Below are 24093 nucleotides of genomic sequence, written 5' to 3' on the forward strand. Positions count from 1 at the left end.
CACCTCTATTCCTGCTTGAATTTTTTCTGATGGTGATCCGCGCCCATAAAGAGATACATTGCAGGCACGACAAATAAAGTAAATAAAGTACCAATCGACAAACCTGTAAAGATCACAATTCCCATCGATTTTCTTCCAGCAGCACCAGCACCCGATGCAATCACCAAGGGCACTACACCCAACACCATCGCGGCCGTAGTCATCAAAATTGGCCTTAAACGAACACTGCTCGCTTCAACGATTGCATCCAACTTGCTACGACCTGCCTCTTGAAGTTCATTGGCAAATTCCACAATCAAGATGCCGTGCTTACTAATTAAGCCCATCAATGTAACCAAGCCAACCTGCGTGTAGACATTCAGTGTTGTAAACCCAAGATTAATAAAAATAAGCGCTCCAAATAACGCGAGAGGCACTGATACCAAAATTACAATCGGATCGCGGAAACTTTCAAACTGAGCTGCGAGAACCAAAAAGACAATCAGGATTGCAAAAAACATGGTGACTAAAAATCCACCCGACTCAGCCATAAATTGCCGCGAAGGGCCGGCGTAGTCCATGTTGTAACCATTAGGAGCAACTTCTTTCAGAGTTTGACGCATGAACTCTAATAGGTCGGCCTGAGAAATGAAGGGTGTACTCACCCCTGAAATGGTTGCTGAGTTTAGCTGCTGAAAGTGATTGATAGATTGGGGAACCACTCTTTGTTTGATGCTCGCTATTGTTCGTGCCTGAATCATGGCGCCACTTGGTGTCCGTATGTAGTAATCCAAAATCTGGTCTGGATTGAGACGATCCGTTTGTTTTACTTGGGGAATGACGCGGTATGAGCGACCAGAAACCGAGAAGTAATTTACAAATCCACCGCCCAAAGCAGCCGATAAAGCGGCGCCCACTTGCTGCTGTGTCATGCCTAATGCAGCCACTTTTTCACGATCGATCACCAATACATCTTGTGGCTTATCGATCTTTAAATCAGAGTCCACAAAGAAGAAATTTCCACTACGGCGGGCTTTATCCAACACAGCCTGAGATACTTCGTTGAGCTGATCATAAGGCTCAGTCGTATTGATAACCACTTGGACTGGCAAGCCTTGCGCGCCAGGCAAAGCAGGGAACTGAAAAGCAGCAATACGAGCTCCAGCAATCGAATTCCATTTTTGCTGTAAATCTTCTTGAAACTTCGTAGCATTGCGGCTACGTTGACTCCAATCCTTTAATAGAATGCCACCAAAGCTGGAGGTTGGGCTAGTAATCTGAAATGCTTGCTCATATTCTGGCTCTGCCGCAGCAATCGCATAAATTTGATCAGCATAAGTCTGCATTTGATTGACAGTGCTATTGGGCGGTCCAGATGCTTGCATCAAAACAATGCCTTGATCCTCAGTAGGAGCAAGTTCTGCTCGAGCAGTAGCATACAAATACGTCACGCCACCCAACAGAATGACGCCCATCACAATAATGACCTGCCAAGTACTTAGTAAATCGCGCAAGGTAGATTGATAACTGTGATGCACCTTATCAAAAATGTGATCAATCTTTTTTACAAACGAAGACGCTTCTTGCTCTTCGGTAAAAATACGAGAACACATCATCGGCGATAGGGTTAACGCAATCAATCCTGATACTGCTACCGCACTTGCTAACGTGAAAGCGAACTCAGTAAATAACGCACCTGTTAGACCGCCCTGAAAACCAATAGGAATATACACAGCAATCAACACTACAGTCATCGCTAGGATTGGGCTGCCAAGCTCTCGAGCAGCAATGAGAGAGGCCTCTAATGGCGACTTACCTTCCTTCATGTGTCGATCGACGTTCTCAACCACAATAATGGCATCATCCACCACCAATCCAATAGCCAAGACCAAGGCTAAGAGAGTCAGCAAATTAATGGAGTACCCCAAAATTTGCATCAAGAAGAAAGTTCCAATGAGAGATAAGGGCATTGCAATTACCGGCACTGCTACAGCACGCACACTTCCTAAAAAGAGATAAATCACTAAAGTCACAATGATCAACGCCTCTACCAGGGTTGAAATCACTTCATCAATAGAGCTAGTAATAAATTCGGTAGAGTCGTAAACAATCTTGCCATTCATACCAATTGGTAATTGCTTTTGAATATCGGGAACAACGTCCCTTACGCGCTGCGCAACATCCAAAAGATTAGCCTGTGGGGCTACTTTGATACCAATAAAGACTGACTGCTTTCCACTAAATGCGACATTCGTGTTGTAGTCTTCTGAGCCTAATGAAACATTAGCCACCTGATCTAGGTAAACAATATTGACGCCATCTTTCTTCACTACCAACTTACGGAATTCTTCTAAGGTATGTAAATCGGTACCCGCAACCAGGTCAACCGCAACCATATCGCCTTTAGTGCTGCCCACTGCAGATAAATAGTTGTTGGCAGACAACGCGCCATATACATCATCAGGACCGACACCAAGACCTGCCATCTTTTCACGATCTAGCCATGCTCGCAGGGCAAACTTTCTACCACCGATAATTTCGGCATTTTGCACACCCTCAACCGAATCGAGCTTGGGCTTCACAACGCGTAGCAAATAATCTGTGATGGCATTATTTGGCAGCTGATCGCTGTAAAAACCCATATACATGGCGGCCGTAGACTGCCCAATCTGCACTGTCAATATCGGCTGCTGTGCTTGTGGGGGCAATTGATTTTTTACTGCGCTAATTTGCGTCTGAATCTGAGTCAACGCAGAATTAGAGTCGTAGTTCAGCTTGAGCGTAGCGATAATAGTAGAGACGCCACTAATACTAGATGAGGATAAATAATCAATCCCTTGAGCTTGCGCGATGGAAGCTTCAAGTGGTTGAGTAATAAATCCTGCAATCGTTTCAGGATCTGCTCCATAGTAAGCAGTCGTAATGGTGACAATTGCATTTTGTGTTTGCGGGTATTGATTGACTGGCAAAGAGCCGATCGCTTTTAAACCAAACACCAATACGAGCGCACTCACGACCAGTGATAGCACTGGTCTGCGGATGAATATATCGGTCCAATTCATCTGCTATTTATTCCTGTGGCTTAGGATTAGGTGAATTAGCAGGCTGCACCTTGTTGTTAATAATTAAAGGTGTGCCATTCTTGAGTTTGAGCTGACCACTTGTAACAACCGTATCACCCTCATTAATACCTTTGAGAATAGCTACTTGATCACCACGCGTGCTGCCCGTGGTGACAAAGACCTGCTGAGCCTCAAGCGCAGGCTTACCTTGTTTATCTTTCTTACCAGTCTCTTTGGCCAAAAATACTGTTGAGCCATATGGGTTATAGGTCACGGCAGTCTGTGGCAAAGTTAATAACTTCACTTGATCGCCTAACTTAATGTTCACATTGGCAAACATTCCAGGCAAAATTTTCTTATCCGGATTTGCTAGTTGCGCCTCTACCTGGATATTTCGAGTGTTGGTATCAACTTTAGGACTTACGGCAGTAATCTTGCCTGAAAAGCTAGCATCCTTAAATGCGTCTGTTGTTACTTCAACATCTTGACCCACTTGAATTTGCTCAGCATTGCTCTGCGGTAATGTAAAGTCCACAAAAATGGGATCAAGCGTTTGCAAAGTTAATAACTTATCCCCGGGATTGACATATTGACCAGGATTAATAGAAACGATCCCCACGCGCCCACTAAACGGTGCCTTTAAATTTTTCTTTGCAACTAAGGCTGTTTGTGCTTCAACCTGTGCCTGCTTAGACTTTGCGTCAGCTGCGCTTGTATCAAAGACGTTCTTACTAATGGCTTGAATGGCAAGCTGTTGCTTATCCCGCTCGTTTATGACTTTAGCAAGATCAGCCATTGCCTTTAGAGAATTGAGCTGCGCAACATCGGAAGCATCATTTAACTTAATCAGCAAATCACCTTCTTTGACGTCTTGGCCTGACTTAATTGGGACAGACAATACCAGACCACCAATTTCCGTACTGAGTTCAACGCCTCTAAATGCACGGACGTTACCTACGCTACTCAACTTTGGTTGCCATTCTGAAGTGGCCACCACCATCGTAGAAACGGTTGCTGGCGGCAACCCCATTCCTGCAATGAAATTCTTAATCATGAACGTTTTGAATTGATTAAATGCAAAAATCAATCCAAGCAATAAGAAAACGCCACACAACATAACAGTCATACGACGTTGCAATGGCTCCATTGCCATCAGCTTGGCATACGCCTTTGTGCCGCGCCATTTGGCGCCCATGCGGGCATAGAAAGCTTTCGCTTTTTCCCATAGCGCAATGACTTTTTCACGCAATTTCCATTGCTCTGCCTTTAACTTCATCCACGCCCAGATGGCAATAATGGCAGCAATCAGTTTGCTCTTAATTGTTTCCAGAAGTTTCATTTTGCTCTTTGTTTGCTATGGATTTGGGTTGAAAAGCAGGGCCTTCACGATTCCACCAGCCACCGCCGAGTGCAGTAAATAATGCTGCGGTATCTGAGAATCGTGTTGCTTGCGCAGCAACGGATTTCACTTTGGCCTGTTGATACTGATTTTGGTAATACAACACTGCTAAATAACTCGCCGTGCCTAATTTGTATTGCTGTTGCACAAGATCTAATGTTTCATAGGCATAACGCTCAGCATCAGATGCCGCTTTCAGTGCTTGCGCGCCAGTCTCAAGCGCTCTCAATGCATTTGCCACTTCTTGAAAAGCATTTAACACTGTTGCTTGATACTGAAAAGCTGCCTGTTCATAATTAGCAATAGCGCCGCGACGCTGTGCCAATAATTGTCCACCTTGAAATAGAGGTTGCAATATTCCTCCACCCAATGCCCAAAGTGCTGAATTAGGTCCAAATAAAGCTGCTGAAGTTAAGGCGGCAGACCCAATGGAACCAGTGATATTAAATTGAGGTAATAGATTTGCAGTGGCCACACCAACAAAGGCATTTTGCGCCTTTAATTGTGCTTCTGCTGCTCTTACATCGGGCCGTTGACGCACTAAATTTGATGGCACAGATAAGGGTAATTTTTCTGGCAAATGCAGCTTACTAAGATCAAACTTTGCAATATCAGAGTTACTAGGTAATTCACCCACAAGCACTGCTAATTGATTGCGTGCAAAAGCGAGGTTACGTTCGTAGTTCACTAAATCCACTTGAGAAGTAGACACTAAGGTTCGTTGAGAAGTGACATCTACTTTTGATACCGTACCAATCGCTAATTGCTTTTCTGTGACTTCAGCTAAATTAGTTTGTGCCTTGAGAATTTCTTCTGTTGCTTGCATCTGCGCACGCAATGCCGCTTCTCTGACGGCGCCTGTTACAACGTTTGCTGTTAGCGATAAATAGGCACCCTCCAATTGAAACTGTGCAACTTCAGCTTGCGCTCTTGCACCCTCTACCGCTCGTCTTGCGCCACCAAATACATCGAGCTTGTAAGTGACATTGACTGAGGTGTTATAGAGGTTATAGGTATCAGAACCATAGGGTAAGCCGTAAATAGCAGATGGCTGAAGTTGCCTTGAAGCATTGGCACCAACCCCTATTTGAGGAAAATACAGTCCTCCAATTTGCGCATTGACATTCTCTTGAGCAGCCCGCAAGGCAGCATCTGCTGCACCAAGGTTAGGATTTTGTTGCAATGCCTTTTTAATCAGCGTATCAAGCTCAGGCGATTTATACAGCTCCCACCACTGCGCCTCAATATCTGCGCCCTCAACAAATTCTTGGTCTGTGCCACCAGGCACCCCAGGAGCAGTTGCCAACTTTTTAGTTAATGGGCCTTCTGTATAAGAAGATGTTTTAGGGGCATCAGGCTGCTTAAAATCAGGGCCAACAGCACACCCAGAAATCACACCAACGCAAACTAGCGCAATGAGATGCAAATGTGAGGGACGGTGCGTTTTTGGGTGCAACATGTATTACAAATAGAATTTGCTTTGGTCTTTATTAGAGTTATTTGAACACAAAAAAGACTTCCAGGCTTAGCAACAGCCTGATTAATATCGTGAAGTGGGTACGCTAGATTGCTTAATGACTTAAAGTCAAAATTTACTCGACAGTAACGCTCTTTGCCAAGTTTCGGGGCTTATCTACATCAGTGCCACGCGCACAAGCGACATGGTATGCCAGCAGTTGCAGGGGAACCACATGGAGAATCGGGGATAAGTTGCCGTAGTGCTCTGGCAGACGAATCACATTGATTCCTTCGCTACTTACAATTTCTGTATCTTGATCAGCAAAAACATACAGCTTTCCACCGCGTGCTTTGACCTCTTGCATATTGGATTTAAGCTTTTCCAACAACACATCGTTTGGCGCAACGGTCACCACCGGCATCTTATCCGTTACAAGCGCTAAAGGCCCATGCTTTAGCTCGCCTGCGGGATAAGCCTCGGCGTGAATATAAGAAATTTCTTTGAGCTTTAAAGCGCCTTCTAAAGCAATCGGATAGTGCAACCCTCTTCCCAAAAAGAGCGCATTCTCACATTTCGCAAAAGCATGGCTCCAGGCAATAATTTGTGGCTCCAGAGCCAATACCGCATGCAGTGCTTTTGGCAAATGGCGTAATTCACGCAAAATGTCTTTTTCTTTTTCAGCAGAAATTTTGCCTGAACGTTTAGCGATGGAAATGGCCAAAAGATAAAGCGCCAGCAACTGAGTCGTAAACGCTTTGGTGGAAGCTACGCCAATTTCAGCGCCTGCCTTAGTTAAAAAATGCCAATTAGTTTCACGGACCATCGCACTACTCGCAACATTACAGACTGCAAGCGTATATTGATGGCCAAGAGATTTAGCATGGCGCAAAGCAGCCAAAGTGTCTGCAGTCTCGCCTGATTGTGAAACAACTACTATTAAAGTCTTAGGGTTTGGTACTGTTGTTCGATAGCGATATTCGCTAGCTATTTCAACCTGCGTCGGGATACCGGCAATGTCTTCTAACCAATACTTTGCAACACATGCAGAGTAGTAACTCGTTCCACAAGCCAAAATTAAAATTTGATCAAATGCATTCCACTCATTAGAGCTGGCGCCAAATAACTCTGGCCCAAACGAAGTGATATTGGTTAGAGTGTCTCCAATTGCTCTTGGCTGCTCAAAAATTTCCTTTTGCATGTAATGCTGGTAAGGGCCAAGATCAACAGAATCTGCTTGAGCCGGCATTGGCTTTTCTTCGCGTTTTGCAGAGTGGCCAGCCTGATCAACCACTATTACGCTATCTGCATTTAAAACTGCAACATCGCCTTCTTCTAAATACATCATTGAGTGTGCGCGACCAGCCAATGCAAGTGCATCAGATGCTAAGAAATTTTCTTTTTCACCAAGTGCTATTACTAAAGGCGAACCTACTCGAGCACCCACTAAAGTGGTGGGATTATCTTGGGCAATCACACCAATAGCATATGCACCATGAAGCTTGGGCAATACCGCCCTGACGGATTGGGCAATATCTTTTTGCCCTGAATTTTTATACTCCTGATGAATTAAGTGGGCAATAACCTCAGTATCAGTCTCAGAAGTAAATTCATAACCAACGGCTTTTAACTCAGAACGTAGCACTTCATAATTTTCAATAATGCCGTTATGAACCACCGCAATCAAATTATTTGAAATGTGTGGATGCGCATTTTGGGTATCTGGTTTACCGTGAGTAGCCCAACGGGTATGAGCAATTCCTAGAGTGCCTTGAAAATCTTTTGCTTGATCAGCAAGCTCAGATACGCGGGCAGTGGTACGCGCTCTTTGAATAGGATGTTGTGAAGCATCGCTATTAATCACAGCAAAACCACAAGAGTCATAGCCGCGATACTCGAGGCGACGCAATCCCTCTACCAAAACATCAACAATATTTTTACGAGATACAGCCCCGACAATGCCACACATTACTTCTTACCTCGCGCTACTGCCTTGCTTGCAGTCTTCATTGCTTTTTTTGCAGGCTTTTTAGTAGTTAATTTTTTGGAAACCGATTTTTTAATCGTCACTTTCTTTGTTGCAGACTTTTTCTCTTGCTTAACTGGTCGCTGCCATTGCAAAGAAACTTGCTTAGCTCTGGAGACAGTTAATTGATTTGCGGGCGCATCCTTGGTCAAGGTTGTACCGGCACCCAAGGTTGCACCCCGGCGCACTCGAACTGGTGCAACTAGCTGAGTATCTGAACCAATAAATACATCGTCTTCTATGATGGTTTGATGCTTGTTCACGCCATCGTAGTTACAAGTAATGGTGCCTGCGCCAATATTGACTCTAGAGCCAACAAGAGAGTCTCCAACATATGCCAAGTGATTGGCTTTGCTGTTAGCCGCTATCTTGCTATTCTTTACTTCAACAAAATTACCAATGTGCACATCGTTTGATAAATCAGCACCAGGACGAAGACGTGCGTACGGGCCAATCACAGATTGATTGCCAACCTTAGCGCCATCTAGGTGGCTATAAGCATGAATTGCAACATTTTTACCAATGACACTGTTGCGAATAACGCAGTATGGTCCAACCTTCGTACCAGATGCCAGCGTCACACAACCTTCAAATACACATCCAACATCGATAAATACATCCGAGCCACACTCAAGAGTGCCGCGCACGTCTATGCGCGCGGGATCCGCAAGCGATACTCCTGCATCCATGAGTTGTTTTGCAATGTTGTGTTGATGCAAACGCTCAAGAGCGGCAAGTTGATCGCGACTATTCACTCCAACAGTTTCATACTCCTGATCAGCCTGAGTGGTGCGGATAGGCACCCCATCTTGAACAGCCATCGAGATCACATCAGTTAAGTAATACTCTCCTTGAGCGTTGCTTGAGCGCAAAGACTTTAGCCATTTTTTCAAAGATTGTGTCGGCAACACCATGATGCCAGTATTAATCTCTTGAATCGCTTTTTGAGAAGATGAAGCATCTTTTTCTTCAACAATGGCTTTTACAGCGCCATCCGTATCACGAACTATGCGCCCATATCCAAATGGATTGCTTAAGTTCTGTGTGAGAAGGGCCAATGCAGAATCTTTACCTCGGACGCCATCAGCCAATTTAGCCAACGTGTTTAAAGTTTTCTGCGTAGTTAAGGGCACATCTCCATACAACACTAAAGTAGGCACACTCACATCGAGCTTAGGCAATGCTTGTAAAAGTGCATGACCTGTTCCTTTTTGCTCAGCTTGTAACGCAGTGGTGACCTTATTAAATGCAGAATTGGATTTAGCGATGCCCGCAATAAAATCTTTCACTTCGGCTGCGCCATGTCCCACCACCACTACTGGGCCATTTTTAGAGGACTTACCTTGAAGGCTTACGGCAGTTTCCAAGACATGCTGAAGGAGCGGCTTTCCTGCCAAAGTTTGCAGGACTTTGGGCAATGCAGATTTCATCCGCTTTCCTTGCCCCGCAGCCAAGATGACGATATTCATAAAGGAGGATTATAAGTCCCCTGAATCATAGTTCCACAAGCTAATTCATCTAAATCCACCTCATCAATCGCCTTATCACCAGCAGATCTGGCCGCAATTCCAGTCAGCTCTGTTGAAATTTCCAAATTTTGAAAATCAAAGGCTTCTGTATCCATGAGATGGGAAGGAACGATGTGGTGCATTGCGCGAAATAAATTCTCCACACGACCTGGATGCTTTTTTTCCCAATCTCGCAACATCTCTTTCATTACTTGTCGCTGCAAGTTAGGCTGACTGCCGCAAAGATCACACGGAATAATCGGAAAGTTCATATCTCCCGCATAGCGTTCAAGCAATTTTTCAGGAACATAAGCAAGTGGACGAATCACAATATGCTTGCCATCATCGGACCGTAATTTAGGGGGCATTCCTTTTAACTTGCCCGCATAGAACATATTGAGCATCAAAGTTTCTAGAATGTCATCACGGTGATGTCCTAATGCAATCTTTGTTGCACCCAGCTCATCAGCAACGCGATACAAAATACCTCGACGTAGGCGAGAGCAAAGCCCGCAGGTTGTTTTTCCTTCAGGAATAACTCTCTTCACAATGCTGTAGGTATCTTGCTCCTCTATGTGAAAAGGAATGTCCAAACTCTTAAGGTAGTTAGGCAATACTTCGGCTGGAAAATTAGGTTGCTTTTGATCTAAGTTGACCGCAACAATTTCGAAGTTAATCGGCGCACGCTCACGCAGCTTCATCAAGATATCCAGCATGGCATAACTATCTTTACCACCAGATACGCACACCATTACCTTATCGCCATCCTCGATCATTCCAAAATCACCAATGGCTTGACCAACTAAACGACAAAGTTTTTTCTCTAACTTATTTTCTTCAAAAATGACTTTACGAATATCGCCCATAACAATTTAATTCTTCTGGATCTTTTAGACCTGTTTCATGCGAAACACTTCAACCCCTACAGAATAGCAATCTGGGTATACATCAGGCTTTGAGGTACTCACTCTGGCTGCTAAGACTTTTGGGTGCTGCAACATAGCAGTCACAATATCGTCGCAAAAAGTTTCTTGCAATTGAATGTGTCCCCGTGAAGCGCGCTCCTTAATCGTTTCACGCATGAAATCGTAGTCAACTACTTCATCGAGCTGATCATGAGTAGGTGTATTCACTGCAAGTGGCACATATAAGTCGACATTGAGAATGACGCGTTGCTCAGCTTTTTTCTCAAAATCATGTACTCCGATATTGATGTAGATCTCATAGTCGCGTAAAAATAAACGACGACAATCAATTAGGGCTGGATGAGAAAGAATGGCATGCATGATGAACTTAGGGGTATTAGTTTGTTTTAAACATCACATCGCGTGACGAAGGTAGAAGATGTTGGCCACCATCCACAAACAAGGTTGTTCCAGTGATTGCATTGGCATTGGCTAAAAACACCGCGGCCTTTGCAACATCAAGCGGGGTAGAAGATTTACCCAGCGGTGTCATTTGATGAGCTTTAGCAAATCCATCATCCGTTTGATTACCTGATGGCAATGAAATGCCAGGAGCCAAACCAATCACTCTCAGGGTAGGCGCAAAGTCCATTGCTAAAACTTCTACCGAGGTTGCTAGTGCAGCTTTTGAAAGTGTGTAAGACAAATAATCAGGATTGAGATTAATTAATTTTTGATCAAGCAACTGAATCACACTTGGAATATTTTCAATAGAACGTTGTTGTGATTTTTGATAATCAAACATGAGCTGTGCAAGCAGTATGGGCGCAGTTAAATTCACCTGCATATGAGATTGCAAACTATGGCTGCTGAGTTGCTTTTCTGAATTTGCGCGATCGTATTCAAAAATGGAGGCGCTATTTACCAAACAATGCAGGTTCGCAAATTCTTTGGTTACCACTGCAAAAAGCTGTTGCACTGCAGATTCATTCGTTAGATTTGCCTGAAAGGCAACGGACCTTACTCCTAAAGCCAGAATTTCTTTAACGGTATCAGAAGCTTCAGTTACTGATTGCCCGTAGTGAACAGCCACATCCCAGCCCTCGCGAGCAAATTGCAAGGCAATTTCCCGACCAAGGCGCTTGGCGGCGCCGGTGACCAAAACTGCCTTATTTTTCCGGGAGGGGGTATTTGAACTGGGGTTCAATTAAATTCTCTTAGACTAGCGAGGTATGGATATTACCTTGACCAGCCTAGAAAAAGAGCACAGCGAGCTTCTAAAGGCCAAAATAGCAGCACAAATCGCCTCCCAAGGGGGTTGGATGCCCTTTTCTCGCTACATGGAAATGGCCCTCTATGAACCAGGCATGGGTTATTACAGTGCAGGGGCTCATAAGCTAGGGCCCGGCGGAGACTTTACAACCGCCCCTGAGCTAAGCCCCTTGTTTGGCGCAGCGATTTGCTCCACGCTAATACCAGTACTCGATGGACTGAGGGCAAATGGATTACCCACGCAAATTTTAGAATTTGGTGCTGGAACCGGCAAATTAGCCACCTCCATCCTGACACGACTTCAAGATCTTGGTTTTGTATTGGATCGCTACGACATCATCGAGATCTCTCCAGACTTAGCACAGCGCCAACAAGAGCGAATGACTAAAACCATTGAGCAAATTCACAGTCCAACACAGTGTGAATGGCTCAGTGAGTTACCGAAAAATTACAAAGGCATCATTCTGGCAAATGAAGTAATTGATGCAATACCTTGTGACATGGTGATTTATCAAAATGGCTTTTGGTATTGGCATGGTGTTGCAATTGAGAATAGTCAACTCATTTGGAGAGTAGGATCGCCGGTTGATCAAAAGTTATTACCAAAAGCACTATTAGATGGAAATTTTTCTGAGGGCTATATTACTGAACTACATGCCCCGGCGAATGCCTGGATGCATCACGTTGCCAAGCAATTACATACTGGATTATTTTTAAGCTTTGATTATGGCTTCCCAGAGAACGAGTATTACCATCCACAGCGTTTGCAAGGTACGCTGATGGCGCATCACCGTCACCACGCCATTCAAGATCCGTTTTATTTACCCGGCCTGTGCGATCTCACAACGCATGTGGAGTGGTTGCAAATCGCTCAAAGCGCTCTTGCAGAAAATACAGATGATGTATTTCTTACCAATCAAGCAGGATATTTATTAGATGCCGGCATTGGAGATATTGCACTTGAAATCGGTGACCCAAGTAATCCGGAAACTTTTTTACCAATATCTAATGCATTACAAAAATTACTATCCGAGGCAGAAATGGGTGAGCTATTTAAAGCCTTTGCGTTTTCAAAGAATTTAAAACCATTATTGCCAGGAATGTCTTTACAGGATCTACCAGGATTACGCGGTAGAAATCGACTTTAGGTATTAGCCCAACGCTGCAGATATTGCTGCTAGGCGAGCCACCTCAAAAGCGCTGCCTATCCGCTCACCATTGGAGCGATCCTGCGCCGCAACACCAGCAATCACATCAGCAGTATTGAGCGCCTGAGCATCGCGCATTGCCCGAATCAAAGATGAAACATGAAATCCCATCTTTTGAGCAAGATTGAGAAGCGCTTGTCCACGTTCAGGTTTACGCCAAACATCCGCTCTATTAAACCAAGCCAAAACATCAACTGCCTGAAATGATTCCTGACTCTTGTTGATTAATGTTGTCAATTCGCAAAAGATTTCACTGAAATCACGGGTCTCTATCGGCATTCGAACACATTCTGCCCATGATCGTATTACGCTCGCAGGTAACTGCATAAGAAGAGCTGCACAGCGCTCATCCAAATGATTACCAGCTTCATCCAAATGGGTCATTAACTTCTGCCGAAAGCTTTCATTGGCTAACTGCTCGCTTAATTGCAACGGCAGCATATCTTTTGATGCGCCGGTATCGAGCAACACCTGAAACATATGCATCGGTTTTTTAGCTACCAACCCCTTTGCGAGCTCTTGCCATATACGTTCAGGAGATAAAACATTTAACTCGCCCGCTTGAACGATCGCCTTTAAGGCAAGCATGGTCTCGTCTGCCACAATAAATTCAGGGAACCGTGCCGCAAATCGCGCAATTCGCAAGAGGCGCAAAGGATCCTCTGCAAATGCATCGGATACATGTCGAAATATTTTGGCGGCTAAGTCTTGTTGCCCGTTATAAGGATCTAAGATAGGACCAATCAATTTTCCATCAGCAGCTACCTCTTGAGCCATCGCATTAATCGTTAAATCACGTCGCTGCAAGTCTTGCTCAAGAGTCACCGAAGGGTCAGCATAAAAGTGAAATCCTTTATAACCCTTTCCAGTTTTGCGCTCAGTTCGCGCCAATGCATATTCAGCTTGAGTAATTGGGTGTAGAAAAACTGGGAAATCTTTTCCTACAGGACGAAAGCCTTTGGCAAGCATTTCCTCAACACTTGAACCCACCACCACGTAATCAATATCGTGCATAGGTAGACCCATTAAGGAATCTCTAATTGCGCCGCCAACGGCATAAATTTTCATTGCTAGATGCCTTCTAGACTACGTCGACTGATTTTAAAAACCTCGCCAAGGGCATCAATTCCATTGGCCGGCAAAACGTTAGGTAGCTGCATTGATGCAATATTGTCGCGAGACATCAAAGTAGGCCCCGGCAAAAACTCAAAAGCCAATGCTTGGAGATACCCCACAAACGCAGGCACAGGAATAATGGCGCAAGTGGTTTTAGCTTTGCGCGCCGCCAATTCCACAATCTCTCGCATTGTATAAATTTTAGTGCCCACCAAATCATAGGATTGATGAATGGTTTTTGGCATGGTTAACGACTTTACAAATGCTGTTGCTACATCTTCAACACCCACCGGCTGAAACTGAGCTTGGTGATTCGCCAAAGGCATCGCAGGAAATAATTTTGTGAGCTTGGCAAATAGATTGATGAATTGATCCTGCGCACCAAAAATTACTGATGGCCTAAAGATTGTCCAATCTAAATCGCTTGCCTTTACAGCAGCCTCCCCGTCTCCTTTGCTACGCTGATACATTGAAGGGCCATTTGAATTAGCACCAAGGGCACTCATGTGCAAGTAACGCTTAAGGCCATGCATTTGCATTGCAGTCATAATATTTTTAGGAAGATCCACATGCGCGGCTTTAAAGATCTTGCCATAGGGCTGTGCAGGCCTATCGTGCAACACGCCTACTAAATTGATCACTGCACCACCGGGCTTTACACGAGCGCAGAGAGACTGCAGCTCGTCAAAATCATGAACATCAGCCTCTTCAATATGCACTTTGGGTAGCATGCGCAATTCGCGCCCCATTGCAGGATGACTACTCGGAATCAATACAGAATATCCAGCAAGCTGCAGTTGCGCCGCTAAAGCACGTCCAACAAATCCATTGCCACCAATCAACAAAATGTCATATTGCATGTTTTCCCCGTTATTGCCTCTAAGGTAATTCAGATGGTGTAGCAGTTTTTGGCGAGATGATGCCCAATCGCTGTTTCAATGATTGCACCTGTCCGTTCATCACCGATGAATAGTAATTTGCATTTGACAATACATTTTTTACATAAGTACGCGTTTCATTGAAAGGAATTGTTTCTGCAAATATTGCCCCCTCTGTAGGGCTTGTGAGCTTTTCGCGCCAAGCCTTTGAGCGAGATGGGCCTGCGTTATAAGCGGCCGATGCCAATACCCAAGAACCATCTAAATCTATTAAAACCATATTGAGATAGTTACTTCCTAGGGTCAAATTGGTATTGGTATCGCTAAGCTTATCGTTGGTGTAATTGGTCATTCCTATTTTCTTAGCTACATATTTAGCAGTATTGGGCATCACTTGCATCAAACCCGATGCGCCAACCGAAGAGGATGCATTCATAATGAAGCGAGACTCTTGACGTATCAAGCCATATGCCCAGGCAAGATTCAGATCAATTTGCCTTGCAATGGGTGAGAGCTCCTCACGAAATGGAGTGGGGTAGCGCAGATGAAAATCATGCTCTTGCTTGGTGCGATCAGCAGTATTGACCACCCGATCATACAAATTGATTCGCTTTGCGTATTCAGCGGCGGCTAACAACTGCCGATCGGTCATATTGCGCAACTCCCAATTCCACTCACGATTACCTTCAAAACGTAAGTTCATCGCATATAAGCGTTCTCCCCTTATGAACCCTTTACGCGTTGCCATTGCATCAATCTCTTGCTCAGTCACCTTAGTACGAGCTGGCGCATGATTTGATTTTCCCAACTCTTCTCGAGCCAACTGACCATAAAAGTTGTATTGGTCTGCAATCATTTCAAAACTATCTTTTGCTTTTGCCTCCTGACCCTCAGCCTTGAGAGCACGACCATACCAATAAGTCCATGCGGGATCTTTTGCGCGCACAACGGGGTTCATGCCATCAATCGCATTTTTAACAAGAGTCCAATCTTTAGCCCGCAAGCCGGCGCGCACCTTCCACTCTTGCGATTCCACTGAGAGCAATTCGTTATAACCAAGTTCTTGCTGGAAACGATAGGCGTCATCGGCATTGGGATCTAATTTTTTAGCCAAAAATTGACCTATGACACCCCAAGCAACCGCTTGATTTTCTTTGCTATAACGCGATGATGTTTGCAGAAAGTCTCGATATGCTTTTGATGGGTCTGTTTTGGCAACTTTGACTATTTCCCCAATAGGATCATCGCCGCCTAAGCGCTTAGCCATAGTGTCAAAACCTCTTTCACTAGCAGCACGTCCGATTGCTTTTGCTTCACTTGGGGTCATACCCCCAGCTGCCACCAATGCAGGCACTAATTCTTGGCATGCTTGACCAAAATAACTGGGGTCTAACAATATTGAACGCGCATCAACAGCTAGCTTTGTTGGGTTTTCACCTTGCGATAACTTTGATAGTAATGAATAGCATTTCACTTGCGTATCGTCATCCAAAACAAACTTGGCATATTCAGCATCAAAACGCGACCAGTCTTTTCTTTTTCCCAATACAAGGAGCCAGTCATTGCGTAAACGATCGGCTAGGGCAGTACCTTGGTACTGATTTAAAAATGCGACTACTTGTGCATCAGCACTGTAATCATTACGAGCACCACCAGCACTATCAAAGAGCTGAGGCTTAATCCGAAAGTACGCCACATAATCATCAAAGGGGTAGTTCACTAAATTCGATGCTAATTGCTGTGTGCGAAAAACATCATTCTTTTTAGCAGCCTCTCGTAAGTCGATAAACATCCGATCAGTGTCATTAATCTCTGGAGGAGCCACTTTGCTTTCATACGACTTTGGTAGATGTGGTTTCTTTGTTTTTTCTGCATAGGCCGATGACATGAGTAAGGCAAGACCCAACATCATGACTTTGGTCCATCGGAAAACTGCGCTATTTTTTAACTTCTTTCTCACTATCTAACCCTGTATCAATCAGCCAAGCGCTCAAATTACGCTTGGTCACTAAGTTAATTACTATATTTGTTAATTTTCACCTGATAATGGTCGATATGCACGGGAATTCAGTAAAAACACTTCGCCAAGAATTATTAAAACAACGCAAAGATTTTGCGGTTGGGGCGAATTACTCGCAAGCATCTGCCGCTCTTATAGCCAGTCTGAATAATTTTTTGGTAAAGGAGGGTGCAGCTTTTAGGTCGATTGCGCTGTACTGGCCTATTCAAGACGAAATCGATTTACGCCCTGCTTTATCGATCTGGGCGAAAAGCGCTATTGGGCGACTGCTAGCACTTCCTGTAGCTCGCCCAGACAAACATCTTGATTTCTATGAATGGCAAGAAGGTGATAGCTTGGTTCCAAGCGAATACGGGATACCGGAGCCAGATCCTAGCAATATAGCTAGGCCTGCAATACATCCTGACTGCATCTTGATTCCTTGCGTGGGATGGTCGAGCTCGACTGCGAATGACAAAACGTATTATTGGCGCCTAGGCTACGGTGGCGGCTATTTTGACCGCACACTTTCCACGCTCCGCCAAAAAAATCCCAATCTCATTTGCATTGGTATTGGCTTTGATTGGCAAAAACTAGATGACAGTCAATGGGCTGCGCAAACTCACGACGAGCCCCTAGACTTCCTGATTACTGAATCAGGCTTACTACGTTAGATCCAAATTCTCGGCAATGGCAAGCACAGCATCGGCCTGATTCAGAGAATAAAAATGTAAACCCGGGGCTCCAGCGGTGAGAAGTTGATCACATAAATCCGTTACCACTTCTTCGCCAAATGCACGTATTGAGGCAATATCATCGCCATAAGACTGCAGACGCAATCTTATCCAACGTGGAATCTCTGCGCCACATGCATCGGAGAAGCGCAACAATTGACTGCTATTGGTAATCGGCATGATGCCAGCAATGATTGGCTGTGAAACACCCAAATCATAAGCCTCATCAACAAAACGAAAGTAGGCATCACTATTGTAAAAATACTGTGTAACAGCGGAGTTAGCACCAGCTTTCATCTTCTGCACAAAGAAATCAACATCGCTTGCAGGCGACTTTGCCTGCGGATGAGTTTCCGGATAAGCAGCAACATCAATATGAAACCAATCACCGGTCTCAGAGCGGATAAATTCCACTAATTCATTGGCGTGATGGAACTCACCATACTGACCCATTCCAGAAGGTAAATCACCACGTAAAGCCACAATACGCTTTACGCCAAGCGTCTGATATTGCTTGAGCATTTCACGCACACTTTCACGCGAACTACCTACGCAAGATAAGTGGGGAGCAACAACAGCGCCAGCAGCATGAATATCACTTACCACCTTAAGAGTGCCAGATTGGGTGGAACCGCCGGCACCAAAAGTCACGGAATAAAACGAAGGCTTGAGCGTTTCACTGAAACGCTCTCGCACAAGATGCAACTTATTCTCACCTTCCGGTGTTTTTGGAGGAAAGAACTCGACGCTTAATTCCATGATTTTGGGCCTGATAAAAGATAAATTGGATTAATAACGATAGTGGTCAGCCTTGTATGGGCCTTCCTTCGTTACGCCAATATATGCGGCTTGTTGATCAGTCAATTCAGTCAGTTGGGCATTGAGTTTCTTGAGCTGCAAGCGTGCAACCTTTTCATCCAAATGCTTTGGCAAGGTGTAAACACCGATTGGGTATTTATTAGTACCCACTGCATTCCACAACTCAATTTGCGCAATGACTTGATTGGCAAATGAAGAGCTCATTACATAAGAAGGGTGACCCGTGCCACAACCGAGGTTTACAAGGCGGCCCTTAGCCAAAATGATTAAACGCTTTTCAGGCTGACCATTGGTGGCTGGGAATATCACATGATCAACTTGAGGTTTGATCTCTTCCCATTTGTACTTTTCAATACCAGCTACATCGATTTCATTATCAAAGTGACCAATATTACAAACGATTGCTTGATCTTTCATTTTCACCATATGGTCATGCGTGATCACATGGTAGTTACCAGTAGCTGAAACAAAGATGTCTGCTTTATCTGCCGCGTAGTCCATCGTGACGACGCGATAGCCTTCCATGGCTGCTTGCAGGGCGCAGATTGGATCAATTTCAGTAACCCAAACTTGGGCTGACAGGGCACGTAGAGCCTGTGCAGAGCCTTTACCTACATCACCGTAACCGCAAACGACTGCAACCTTACCTGCCACCATCACATCCGTTGCGCGCTTGATAGCGTCAACCAATGATTCGCGGCAACCATAGAGGTTATCAAACTTGCTCTTAGTTACTGAGTCATTCACGTTAATCGCTGGGAACTTTAATTCACCTTTAGCAAACATTTGGTAGAGACGGTGTACGCCTGTAGTGGTCTCTTCAGTAACGCCCTTCACTTTTTCCAAGCGTGTGGAATACCAAGTTGGATCTTCTGCTAGTTTTTTCTTGATCGCTGCAAAAAGAATAGTTTCTTCTTCGCTAGTAGGGTGATTTAAACAAGCTTGATCTTTCTCAGCACGGGCGCCAAGATGCAACAACAAAGTAGCATCGCCACCGTCATCCAAAATCATATTGGTATAACCGCCATCAGCCCATTCAAAAATGCGATGAGTGAAGTCCCAATACTGTTCCAGTGTTTCGCCTTTAATTGCGTATACAGGGGTGCCATTAGCGGCAATAGCTGCTGCAGCATGATCTTGGGTTGAGAAAATATTGCAAGACGCCCATTGCACTTCTGCACCAAGAGCCTCGAGGGTCTCGATTAATACTGCAGTCTGAATGGTCATATGCAATGAACCAGTAATCCGCGCGCCACGTAGGGGCTGTTGTGCTGCAAACTCATCGCGAATAGCGATTAAGCCCGGCATCTCAGTTTCAGCAATGGCGATCTCTTTGCGGCCAAAGTCAGCCAATGAAATATCAGCAATTGCGCAACGAGTTGCTACAAAGTTTTTTAAGTCAGTAACGGTATTCATGAATGCTCCAGCTAAATACGATCCAATGCTGGAGTACAAACTCGCTAGCCGTTGAATCATGGGTTAGCGAGCGCAGTTGCAATTAGCAATTTCCATTTCGAAAATCACTCCCTTCAAGCCTGGGGAAATATTGAAGATTAACATTCCTTGCAACGCTCCTTGAAGGTATGGCGTAATTGTAAACAATTACGCCATATTTCGCCTTTTAACTACAAAACCACTTCTAAGGGCCTTAGAACACCCTTAAATGCTTAAAGACCTGCTGCTGCACGTAATGCAGCCGCTTTATCAGTCTGCTCCCAGGTAAATTCTGGCTCTTCACGTCCAAAGTGGCCGTAAGCTGCAGTTTTCCGATAAATCGGACGCAATAAATTCAGCATCTTCACAATACCTTTTGGACGCAAATCAAAGTGCTCAGACACCAATTGCGCAATCTTTTCATCAGAGATCTTGCCAGTACCAAAAGTACTCACCATCACTGATGTAGGTTTTGCAACACCAATTGCATAAGAAATCTGAATCAAGCATTTGCTTGCTAAACCTGCAGCTACTACGTTCTTAGCTACATAACGTCCTGCATAGGCAGCAGAGCGGTCCACTTTTGAAGGATCTTTGCCTGAGAATGCACCGCCACCATGAGGAGCTGCGCCGCCATAGGTATCCACAATAATTTTGCGACCAGTCAAGCCACAATCACCTTGTGGACCGCCAATCACAAAACGACCTGTTGGATTTACCAAGAAGTTAATTGCGCCCTTAATCAAATGTTTAGGTAATACAGGTTTGATGATTTCTTCAACTACCGCTTCACGCAATTTTTCCAAGGAGATATCTTCATCATGTTGGGTAGACAAAACAACGGTATCTATTGAGTCAGGCTTGCCATCTACATAACGCAGAGTAACTTGTGACTTCGCATCTGGGCGCAACCAAGTTAGACGTCCATCACGACGCAGCTGTGATTGACGCTCAACCAAACGGTGTGACAAATGGATCGGTAGTGGCATGAGTTCCGCCGTTTCATCACAAGCGTAACCAAACATTAAACCTTGGTCACCAGCACCTTGGTCTAGGCCATCGTCATGAGCCTTATCAACACCTTGGGCAATGTCTGGACTTTGCTTGTCATAAGCCACCAGGACTGCACAACCTTTGTAGTCGATGCCATAAGCAGTATTGTCGTAACCAATTTCACGCAAAGTATTGCGTGCCACTTGTATGTAATCTACGTTTGCATTGGTAGTAATTTCTCCTGCGAGCACTACCAGACCGGTATTACATAAGGTTTCTGCAGCAACGCGTGCAGTAGGATCTTGGGCCAAGATGGCATCCAAAATTGAATCTGAGATTTGGTCCGCTACTTTATCGGGGTGACCTTCAGAGACTGACTCTGAGGTAAAGAAGTAATCATTTGCCATTGCATATTCCTTTAAAAATTAACACGATCTATAGGACAACTCGACGTGCCTGGAACTACAACGGCGACGCTTTAGCAGAATTTTTGAATCGCCCTGCAAGTTGTCTTAACTCAGCGATACATCGATTTTATCTGAAAAAAGCCAAATTCACCAAGACACCCATAAATTTGGTCAATACAGCGGCATTGAATATCATTGGGGGGTGCGAAAAACCCTACTCAAAATTAGCCTTAATAGCATTGCAGCAATGCCTCTCTCGGTAGTGCAGGCGTTTGGTGCATTGTTGGGTCTTCTCGCCTATGTGGGCTCTAGCCACTATCGATCTCTCTTTAGACCTCAGTATGAGTCTGTCACAAAAATTCATCATCTACCTTTTCAACTATGGAAAGCAGTAAGAGCATCGGGCATGCTGTTTTCCGACAGCCTATGGATTTGGAGAAACCCAAACAAGGCTTTGCAATTAGTTGAAATACAAAATTGGGACGTCGTTGAATCTGCCATTAAGGAGGGGCATGGGTTAGTCATGCTAACCCCACATCTTGGTGGCTTTGAAATTATTCCAAGGGTCCTAGCGCAACATTTTCCAGCTACTATTTTGTATCGGCCCTCTCGCCAACAATGGCTTAATGAAGTCGTTGAAGAAGGGCGCGCTTATCCCAATATGCATTTTGTTCCCACCAACCTCAATGGCGTACGTCAAATGACAAGAGCGTTGACACGCGGTGAAGCCATCGGGATTCTTCCAGACCAAGTTCCCAGCGGAGGAGAAGGAGTATGGGTGCCTTTCTTTGGTAGACCTGCCTACACCACGCCTCTTCCCGCAAGGCTTGCCAATCGCAACAATACGCCAGTAGTCATGTTCACAGCCAAGCGCAAGTCACTGGGTGAGGGCTGGTTGATGCAAGCAAATAGACTGGCGCCATTTCCTGAAGATGCTACTTTGGCAGCCGCACAATTAAATACTGCGATTGAAAATGCAGTCCTCGTTGCACCAGAACAATTCATTTGGTCATACAACCGCTACAAGCATCCAGCTGGAGCAGAATTGCCGCCTAACGCTCAGTAACTATCACTTTATTCAAATGGCCTGGTTATCCAATCTTTTCAATTTTTTAGGGCTCAGCTTATTGCGCCTTTTTGCTTTTCTTCCCTACACCATCACCGTTTATGTTGGCTATAGCTTGGGATGGTTAGCAGCACATATTCCCAACAGTCGCGCGCGAGTAGTAAAAACCAACCTCCGTTTATGTTTTCCACATCTGAAAGAGCCAGAAATTGATGCGCTCGCGTTAGAACATTGGAAGTTATTTGGCAGAAGTGTGATCGAGCGAAGCAGAGTGTGGCTTGGAACAAGCGATCAAATCCTTTCATTTGTTGAGCTTGACTCTCGCGTGCCATTGGGAGATCGCAAACCAAGAATCTTGGTGAATCCACATTTTGTAGGGCTCGAGGGTGGCTTCATGGCACTCTCTGCGCTGGCCAAGAAAAATGGTTGGCCACGTGGCGCCGGTCTTTATCAAAAAATGAAAAATCCTTTTTTTAATCAAAAGATGGTTGAATGGCGTGATCGATTTGGGGCAAAGTCAATCGAAAGACAAAGTAGGTTGCGTGATCTCATACGAGAAACACGCGATGGTAATTTTGTCGTGATTGCGCCTGATATTGACTTAGGTCCACGAGATTCTATTTTTGTGCCGTTTTTTAATATTCCTACCAGCACCGTCACTTCAGTTTCCCGTTTGGCGAAATTAAGTGGGGCAGAAGTTTGTCTCATGACAACTTTGTTAAATCAAGATAAAACGGGCTACATCTGTACGATTGATGAGCCACTAGACAATTTTCCTAGTGAAGACCCAGAGGCAGATACCGCTCGCCTAAATCAATGTATCGAGAAACTTGTTCGACAAAGACCAGCAGAGTACTATTGGGTACATAAACGCTTCAAGCATCGCCCTCCTGGCGAGCCCAGCTTTTACCAATAAAGAGATACTGTGAGCACCCAAACAATGCATGCCAAACGCAAAATCCGCTTCACCAAAATGCACGGTGCTGGTAATGACTTCATTGTGCTCAATGGCATTCATCAAGATTTAAGCGGGATCTCACAACAACAATGGCAGTCTTTGGCCCACCGTCAATTTGGCATTGGCGCTGATCAAATTTTATTGGTGGAAAAAACCGACCGACCTGATGCGGACTTTAAATATCGCATCTTTAATGCTGATGGCGGCGAAGTGGAGCAGTGCGGAAACGGATCGCGCTGTTTTGTACGCTTTGTTCTGGATCAGGGTCTGTCTCAAAAAAATCCTTTGCGCGTTGAAGTTGCACACACTGTTCTTACCCTCAAAGCACATGATGACGGTCAAGTTGAAGTGGATATGGGCGCCCCCATTTTTGAGCCAAACAATATTCCATTTATTCCAAATGGCTTAGCCAGCATGCAAGAGTTTCATGAAACTCTATATGCTTTACCACTAGAGCATCCAGCAATGCATGGGAGCTTTGTAGGCGTTGTTTCTATGGGCAACCCCCATGCCGTTCAAGTAGTTGGTGATATTGAAAGCGCCCCCGTTCTTTTGGAGGGAGCTGAAATTGAGCGACACCCAGCATTTCCAAAAAGGGTGAATGCCGGCTACATGCAAATCATCAACCGCAATGAAATTAAGCTTCGTGTCTATGAACGCGGCGCTGGCGAAACGCTTGCATGCGGTACTGGAGCATGTGCAGCAGTCGTTTCAGGTATTCGCAGAGGGCTACTGGATTCGCCGGTGAAGGTACATACGCGCGGTGGCGATCTTCAAATTTCTTGGAATGGCATCGTGAATGATGTTGTACAAAACGTCATCATGATTGGTCCTGCTGTCACCGTTTTTGAAGGCGAAACAGAAATCTAAAACG

At 44.8% G+C, this 24093-nt stretch carries 19 protein-coding genes and 1 riboswitch; of the genes, 5 read left to right on the forward strand and 14 right to left on the reverse strand.

Features of this window, described 5'->3' with window-relative positions:
* Positions 1-5: 5 nt before the first annotated feature.
* From KIH43_RS05140 to KIH43_RS05175, 8 genes are all read right to left on the reverse strand, one after another.
* Entirely contained in the window at positions 6-3041 is a 3036-nt protein-coding gene (locus KIH43_RS05140; RefSeq protein WP_296967885.1) for an efflux RND transporter permease subunit, read from the reverse strand.
* Positions 3042-3048: 7 nt separating this feature from the next.
* On the reverse strand, positions 3049-4188 hold the full coding sequence (locus KIH43_RS05145) for an efflux RND transporter periplasmic adaptor subunit (RefSeq protein ID WP_296967973.1): 1140 nt from the start codon (positions 4186-4188) through the stop codon (positions 3049-3051).
* A gap of 169 nt (positions 4189-4357) precedes the next feature.
* Entirely contained in the window at positions 4358-5899 is a 1542-nt protein-coding gene (locus tag KIH43_RS05150; protein ID WP_297718432.1) for an efflux transporter outer membrane subunit, read from the reverse strand.
* Between the two features lie 133 nt (positions 5900-6032).
* Positions 6033-7865: a glutamine--fructose-6-phosphate transaminase (isomerizing) gene (gene glmS / locus KIH43_RS05155; protein WP_296967888.1), complete on the reverse strand. Its 1833-nt coding sequence runs from the start codon at positions 7863-7865 to the stop codon at positions 6033-6035.
* Positions 7865-9391, reverse strand: a complete 1527-nt coding sequence (glmU, locus tag KIH43_RS05160; protein ID WP_297718435.1) for a bifunctional UDP-N-acetylglucosamine diphosphorylase/glucosamine-1-phosphate N-acetyltransferase GlmU — start codon at positions 9389-9391, stop codon at positions 7865-7867. The genes glmS and glmU overlap by 1 nt, the downstream gene beginning before the upstream one ends.
* Complete coding sequence (ttcA, locus tag KIH43_RS05165) at positions 9388-10296, reverse strand: tRNA 2-thiocytidine(32) synthetase TtcA (RefSeq protein ID WP_297718438.1); 909 nt, start codon at positions 10294-10296, stop codon at positions 9388-9390. Before ttcA ends, glmU begins: the two co-directional genes overlap by 4 nt.
* Positions 10297-10320: 24 nt before the next feature.
* Positions 10321-10716: a dihydroneopterin aldolase gene (locus tag KIH43_RS05170; RefSeq protein ID WP_296967894.1), complete on the reverse strand. Its 396-nt coding sequence runs from the start codon at positions 10714-10716 to the stop codon at positions 10321-10323.
* Positions 10717-10732: 16 nt separating this feature from the next.
* Positions 10733-11542, reverse strand: a complete 810-nt coding sequence (locus KIH43_RS05175; RefSeq protein ID WP_297718442.1) for an SDR family oxidoreductase — start codon at positions 11540-11542, stop codon at positions 10733-10735.
* Positions 11543-11567: 25 nt separating this feature from the next.
* Here KIH43_RS05175 and KIH43_RS05180 point away from each other — a divergent pair, with 25 nt between their 5' ends.
* On the forward strand, positions 11568-12755 hold the full coding sequence (locus tag KIH43_RS05180; RefSeq protein ID WP_297718445.1) for an SAM-dependent methyltransferase: 1188 nt from the start codon (positions 11568-11570) through the stop codon (positions 12753-12755).
* Between the two features lie 3 nt (positions 12756-12758).
* Here KIH43_RS05180 and KIH43_RS05185 read toward each other — a convergent pair whose 3' ends face one another.
* From KIH43_RS05185 to KIH43_RS05195, 3 genes are read right to left on the reverse strand one after another with little or no spacing between them, the layout of a single operon-like run.
* Positions 12759-13883: a polynucleotide adenylyltransferase gene (locus KIH43_RS05185; RefSeq protein ID WP_297718447.1), complete on the reverse strand. Its 1125-nt coding sequence runs from the start codon at positions 13881-13883 to the stop codon at positions 12759-12761.
* Positions 13884-13885: 2 nt separating this feature from the next.
* Complete coding sequence (locus KIH43_RS05190) at positions 13886-14791, reverse strand: complex I NDUFA9 subunit family protein (RefSeq protein WP_297718451.1); 906 nt, start codon at positions 14789-14791, stop codon at positions 13886-13888.
* A 19-nt stretch (positions 14792-14810) separates the two neighbouring features.
* Complete coding sequence (locus tag KIH43_RS05195; protein ID WP_297718454.1) at positions 14811-16769, reverse strand: lytic transglycosylase domain-containing protein; 1959 nt, start codon at positions 16767-16769, stop codon at positions 14811-14813.
* 95 nt (positions 16770-16864) lie between these two features.
* Between KIH43_RS05195 and KIH43_RS05200 the strand changes: the two genes are divergently transcribed.
* Positions 16865-17482, forward strand: a complete 618-nt coding sequence (locus KIH43_RS05200) for a 5-formyltetrahydrofolate cyclo-ligase (RefSeq protein WP_296967904.1) — start codon at positions 16865-16867, stop codon at positions 17480-17482.
* Here the strand turns inward: KIH43_RS05200 and metF are convergent.
* The 3 genes from metF to metK all read right to left on the reverse strand — a co-directional run bounded on the left by metF (position 17474) and on the right by metK (position 21195).
* A complete protein-coding gene (gene metF / locus KIH43_RS05205; RefSeq protein WP_297718457.1) occupies positions 17474-18301 on the reverse strand; it encodes a methylenetetrahydrofolate reductase [NAD(P)H] in 828 nt (275 codons plus the stop codon). The genes KIH43_RS05200 and metF overlap by 9 nt on opposite strands.
* A gap of 30 nt (positions 18302-18331) precedes the next feature.
* Positions 18332-19777, reverse strand: coding sequence for an adenosylhomocysteinase (gene ahcY, locus KIH43_RS05210; protein ID WP_296967909.1), 1446 nt, complete (start codon positions 19775-19777; stop codon positions 18332-18334).
* Between the two features lie 61 nt (positions 19778-19838).
* A riboswitch (S-adenosyl-L-homocysteine riboswitch) is annotated at positions 19839-19944 on the reverse strand.
* Positions 19945-20028: 84 nt separating this feature from the next.
* A complete protein-coding gene (gene metK / locus KIH43_RS05215; protein WP_173956573.1) occupies positions 20029-21195 on the reverse strand; it encodes a methionine adenosyltransferase in 1167 nt (388 codons plus the stop codon).
* A gap of 202 nt (positions 21196-21397) precedes the next feature.
* Here metK and KIH43_RS05220 point away from each other — a divergent pair, with 202 nt between their 5' ends.
* The 3 genes from KIH43_RS05220 to dapF are packed head-to-tail and all read left to right on the forward strand — an operon-like array spanning position 21398 to position 24089.
* On the forward strand, positions 21398-22261 hold the full coding sequence (locus KIH43_RS05220) for a lysophospholipid acyltransferase family protein (RefSeq protein ID WP_297718462.1): 864 nt from the start codon (positions 21398-21400) through the stop codon (positions 22259-22261).
* Positions 22262-22277: 16 nt separating this feature from the next.
* Positions 22278-23177, forward strand: coding sequence for a lipid A biosynthesis acyltransferase (locus tag KIH43_RS05225; protein ID WP_297718464.1), 900 nt, complete (start codon positions 22278-22280; stop codon positions 23175-23177).
* A 24-nt stretch (positions 23178-23201) separates the two neighbouring features.
* Positions 23202-24089, forward strand: coding sequence for a diaminopimelate epimerase (gene dapF / locus KIH43_RS05230; protein WP_297718509.1), 888 nt, complete (start codon positions 23202-23204; stop codon positions 24087-24089).
* Positions 24090-24093: the final 4 nt, after the last annotated feature.

The sequence above is a fragment of the Polynucleobacter sp. genome (genome assembly GCF_018500155.2).
In the GTDB taxonomy this organism is placed as follows: domain Bacteria; phylum Pseudomonadota; class Gammaproteobacteria; order Burkholderiales; family Burkholderiaceae; genus Polynucleobacter.

Coding starts and splice junctions, on each gene's coding strand:
- ahcY (WP_296967909.1), bottom strand. CDS start 19,777: ATGAATACCGTTACTGACTTAAAAAACTTTGTAGCAACTCGTTGCGCA.
- KIH43_RS05140 (WP_296967885.1), bottom strand. CDS start 3,041: ATGAATTGGACCGATATATTCATCCGCAGACCAGTGCTATCACTGGTC.
- ttcA (WP_297718438.1), bottom strand. CDS start 10,296: ATGGGCGATATTCGTAAAGTCATTTTTGAAGAAAATAAGTTAGAGAAA.
- glmU (WP_297718435.1), bottom strand. CDS start 9,391: ATGAATATCGTCATCTTGGCTGCGGGGCAAGGAAAGCGGATGAAATCT.
- KIH43_RS05150 (WP_297718432.1), bottom strand. CDS start 5,899: ATGTTGCACCCAAAAACGCACCGTCCCTCACATTTGCATCTCATTGCG.
- KIH43_RS05180 (WP_297718445.1), top strand. CDS start 11,568: ATGGATATTACCTTGACCAGCCTAGAAAAAGAGCACAGCGAGCTTCTA.
- KIH43_RS05190 (WP_297718451.1), bottom strand. CDS start 14,791: ATGCAATATGACATTTTGTTGATTGGTGGCAATGGATTTGTTGGACGT.
- KIH43_RS05185 (WP_297718447.1), bottom strand. CDS start 13,883: ATGAAAATTTATGCCGTTGGCGGCGCAATTAGAGATTCCTTAATGGGT.
- KIH43_RS05145 (WP_296967973.1), bottom strand. CDS start 4,188: ATGGAGCCATTGCAACGTCGTATGACTGTTATGTTGTGTGGCGTTTTC.
- KIH43_RS05170 (WP_296967894.1), bottom strand. CDS start 10,716: ATGCATGCCATTCTTTCTCATCCAGCCCTAATTGATTGTCGTCGTTTA.
- KIH43_RS05225 (WP_297718464.1), top strand. CDS start 22,278: ATGGCCTGGTTATCCAATCTTTTCAATTTTTTAGGGCTCAGCTTATTG.
- metK (WP_173956573.1), bottom strand. CDS start 21,195: ATGGCAAATGATTACTTCTTTACCTCAGAGTCAGTCTCTGAAGGTCAC.
- glmS (WP_296967888.1), bottom strand. CDS start 7,865: ATGTGTGGCATTGTCGGGGCTGTATCTCGTAAAAATATTGTTGATGTT.
- KIH43_RS05200 (WP_296967904.1), top strand. CDS start 16,865: ATGCACGGGAATTCAGTAAAAACACTTCGCCAAGAATTATTAAAACAA.
- metF (WP_297718457.1), bottom strand. CDS start 18,301: ATGGAATTAAGCGTCGAGTTCTTTCCTCCAAAAACACCGGAAGGTGAG.
- dapF (WP_297718509.1), top strand. CDS start 23,202: ATGCATGCCAAACGCAAAATCCGCTTCACCAAAATGCACGGTGCTGGT.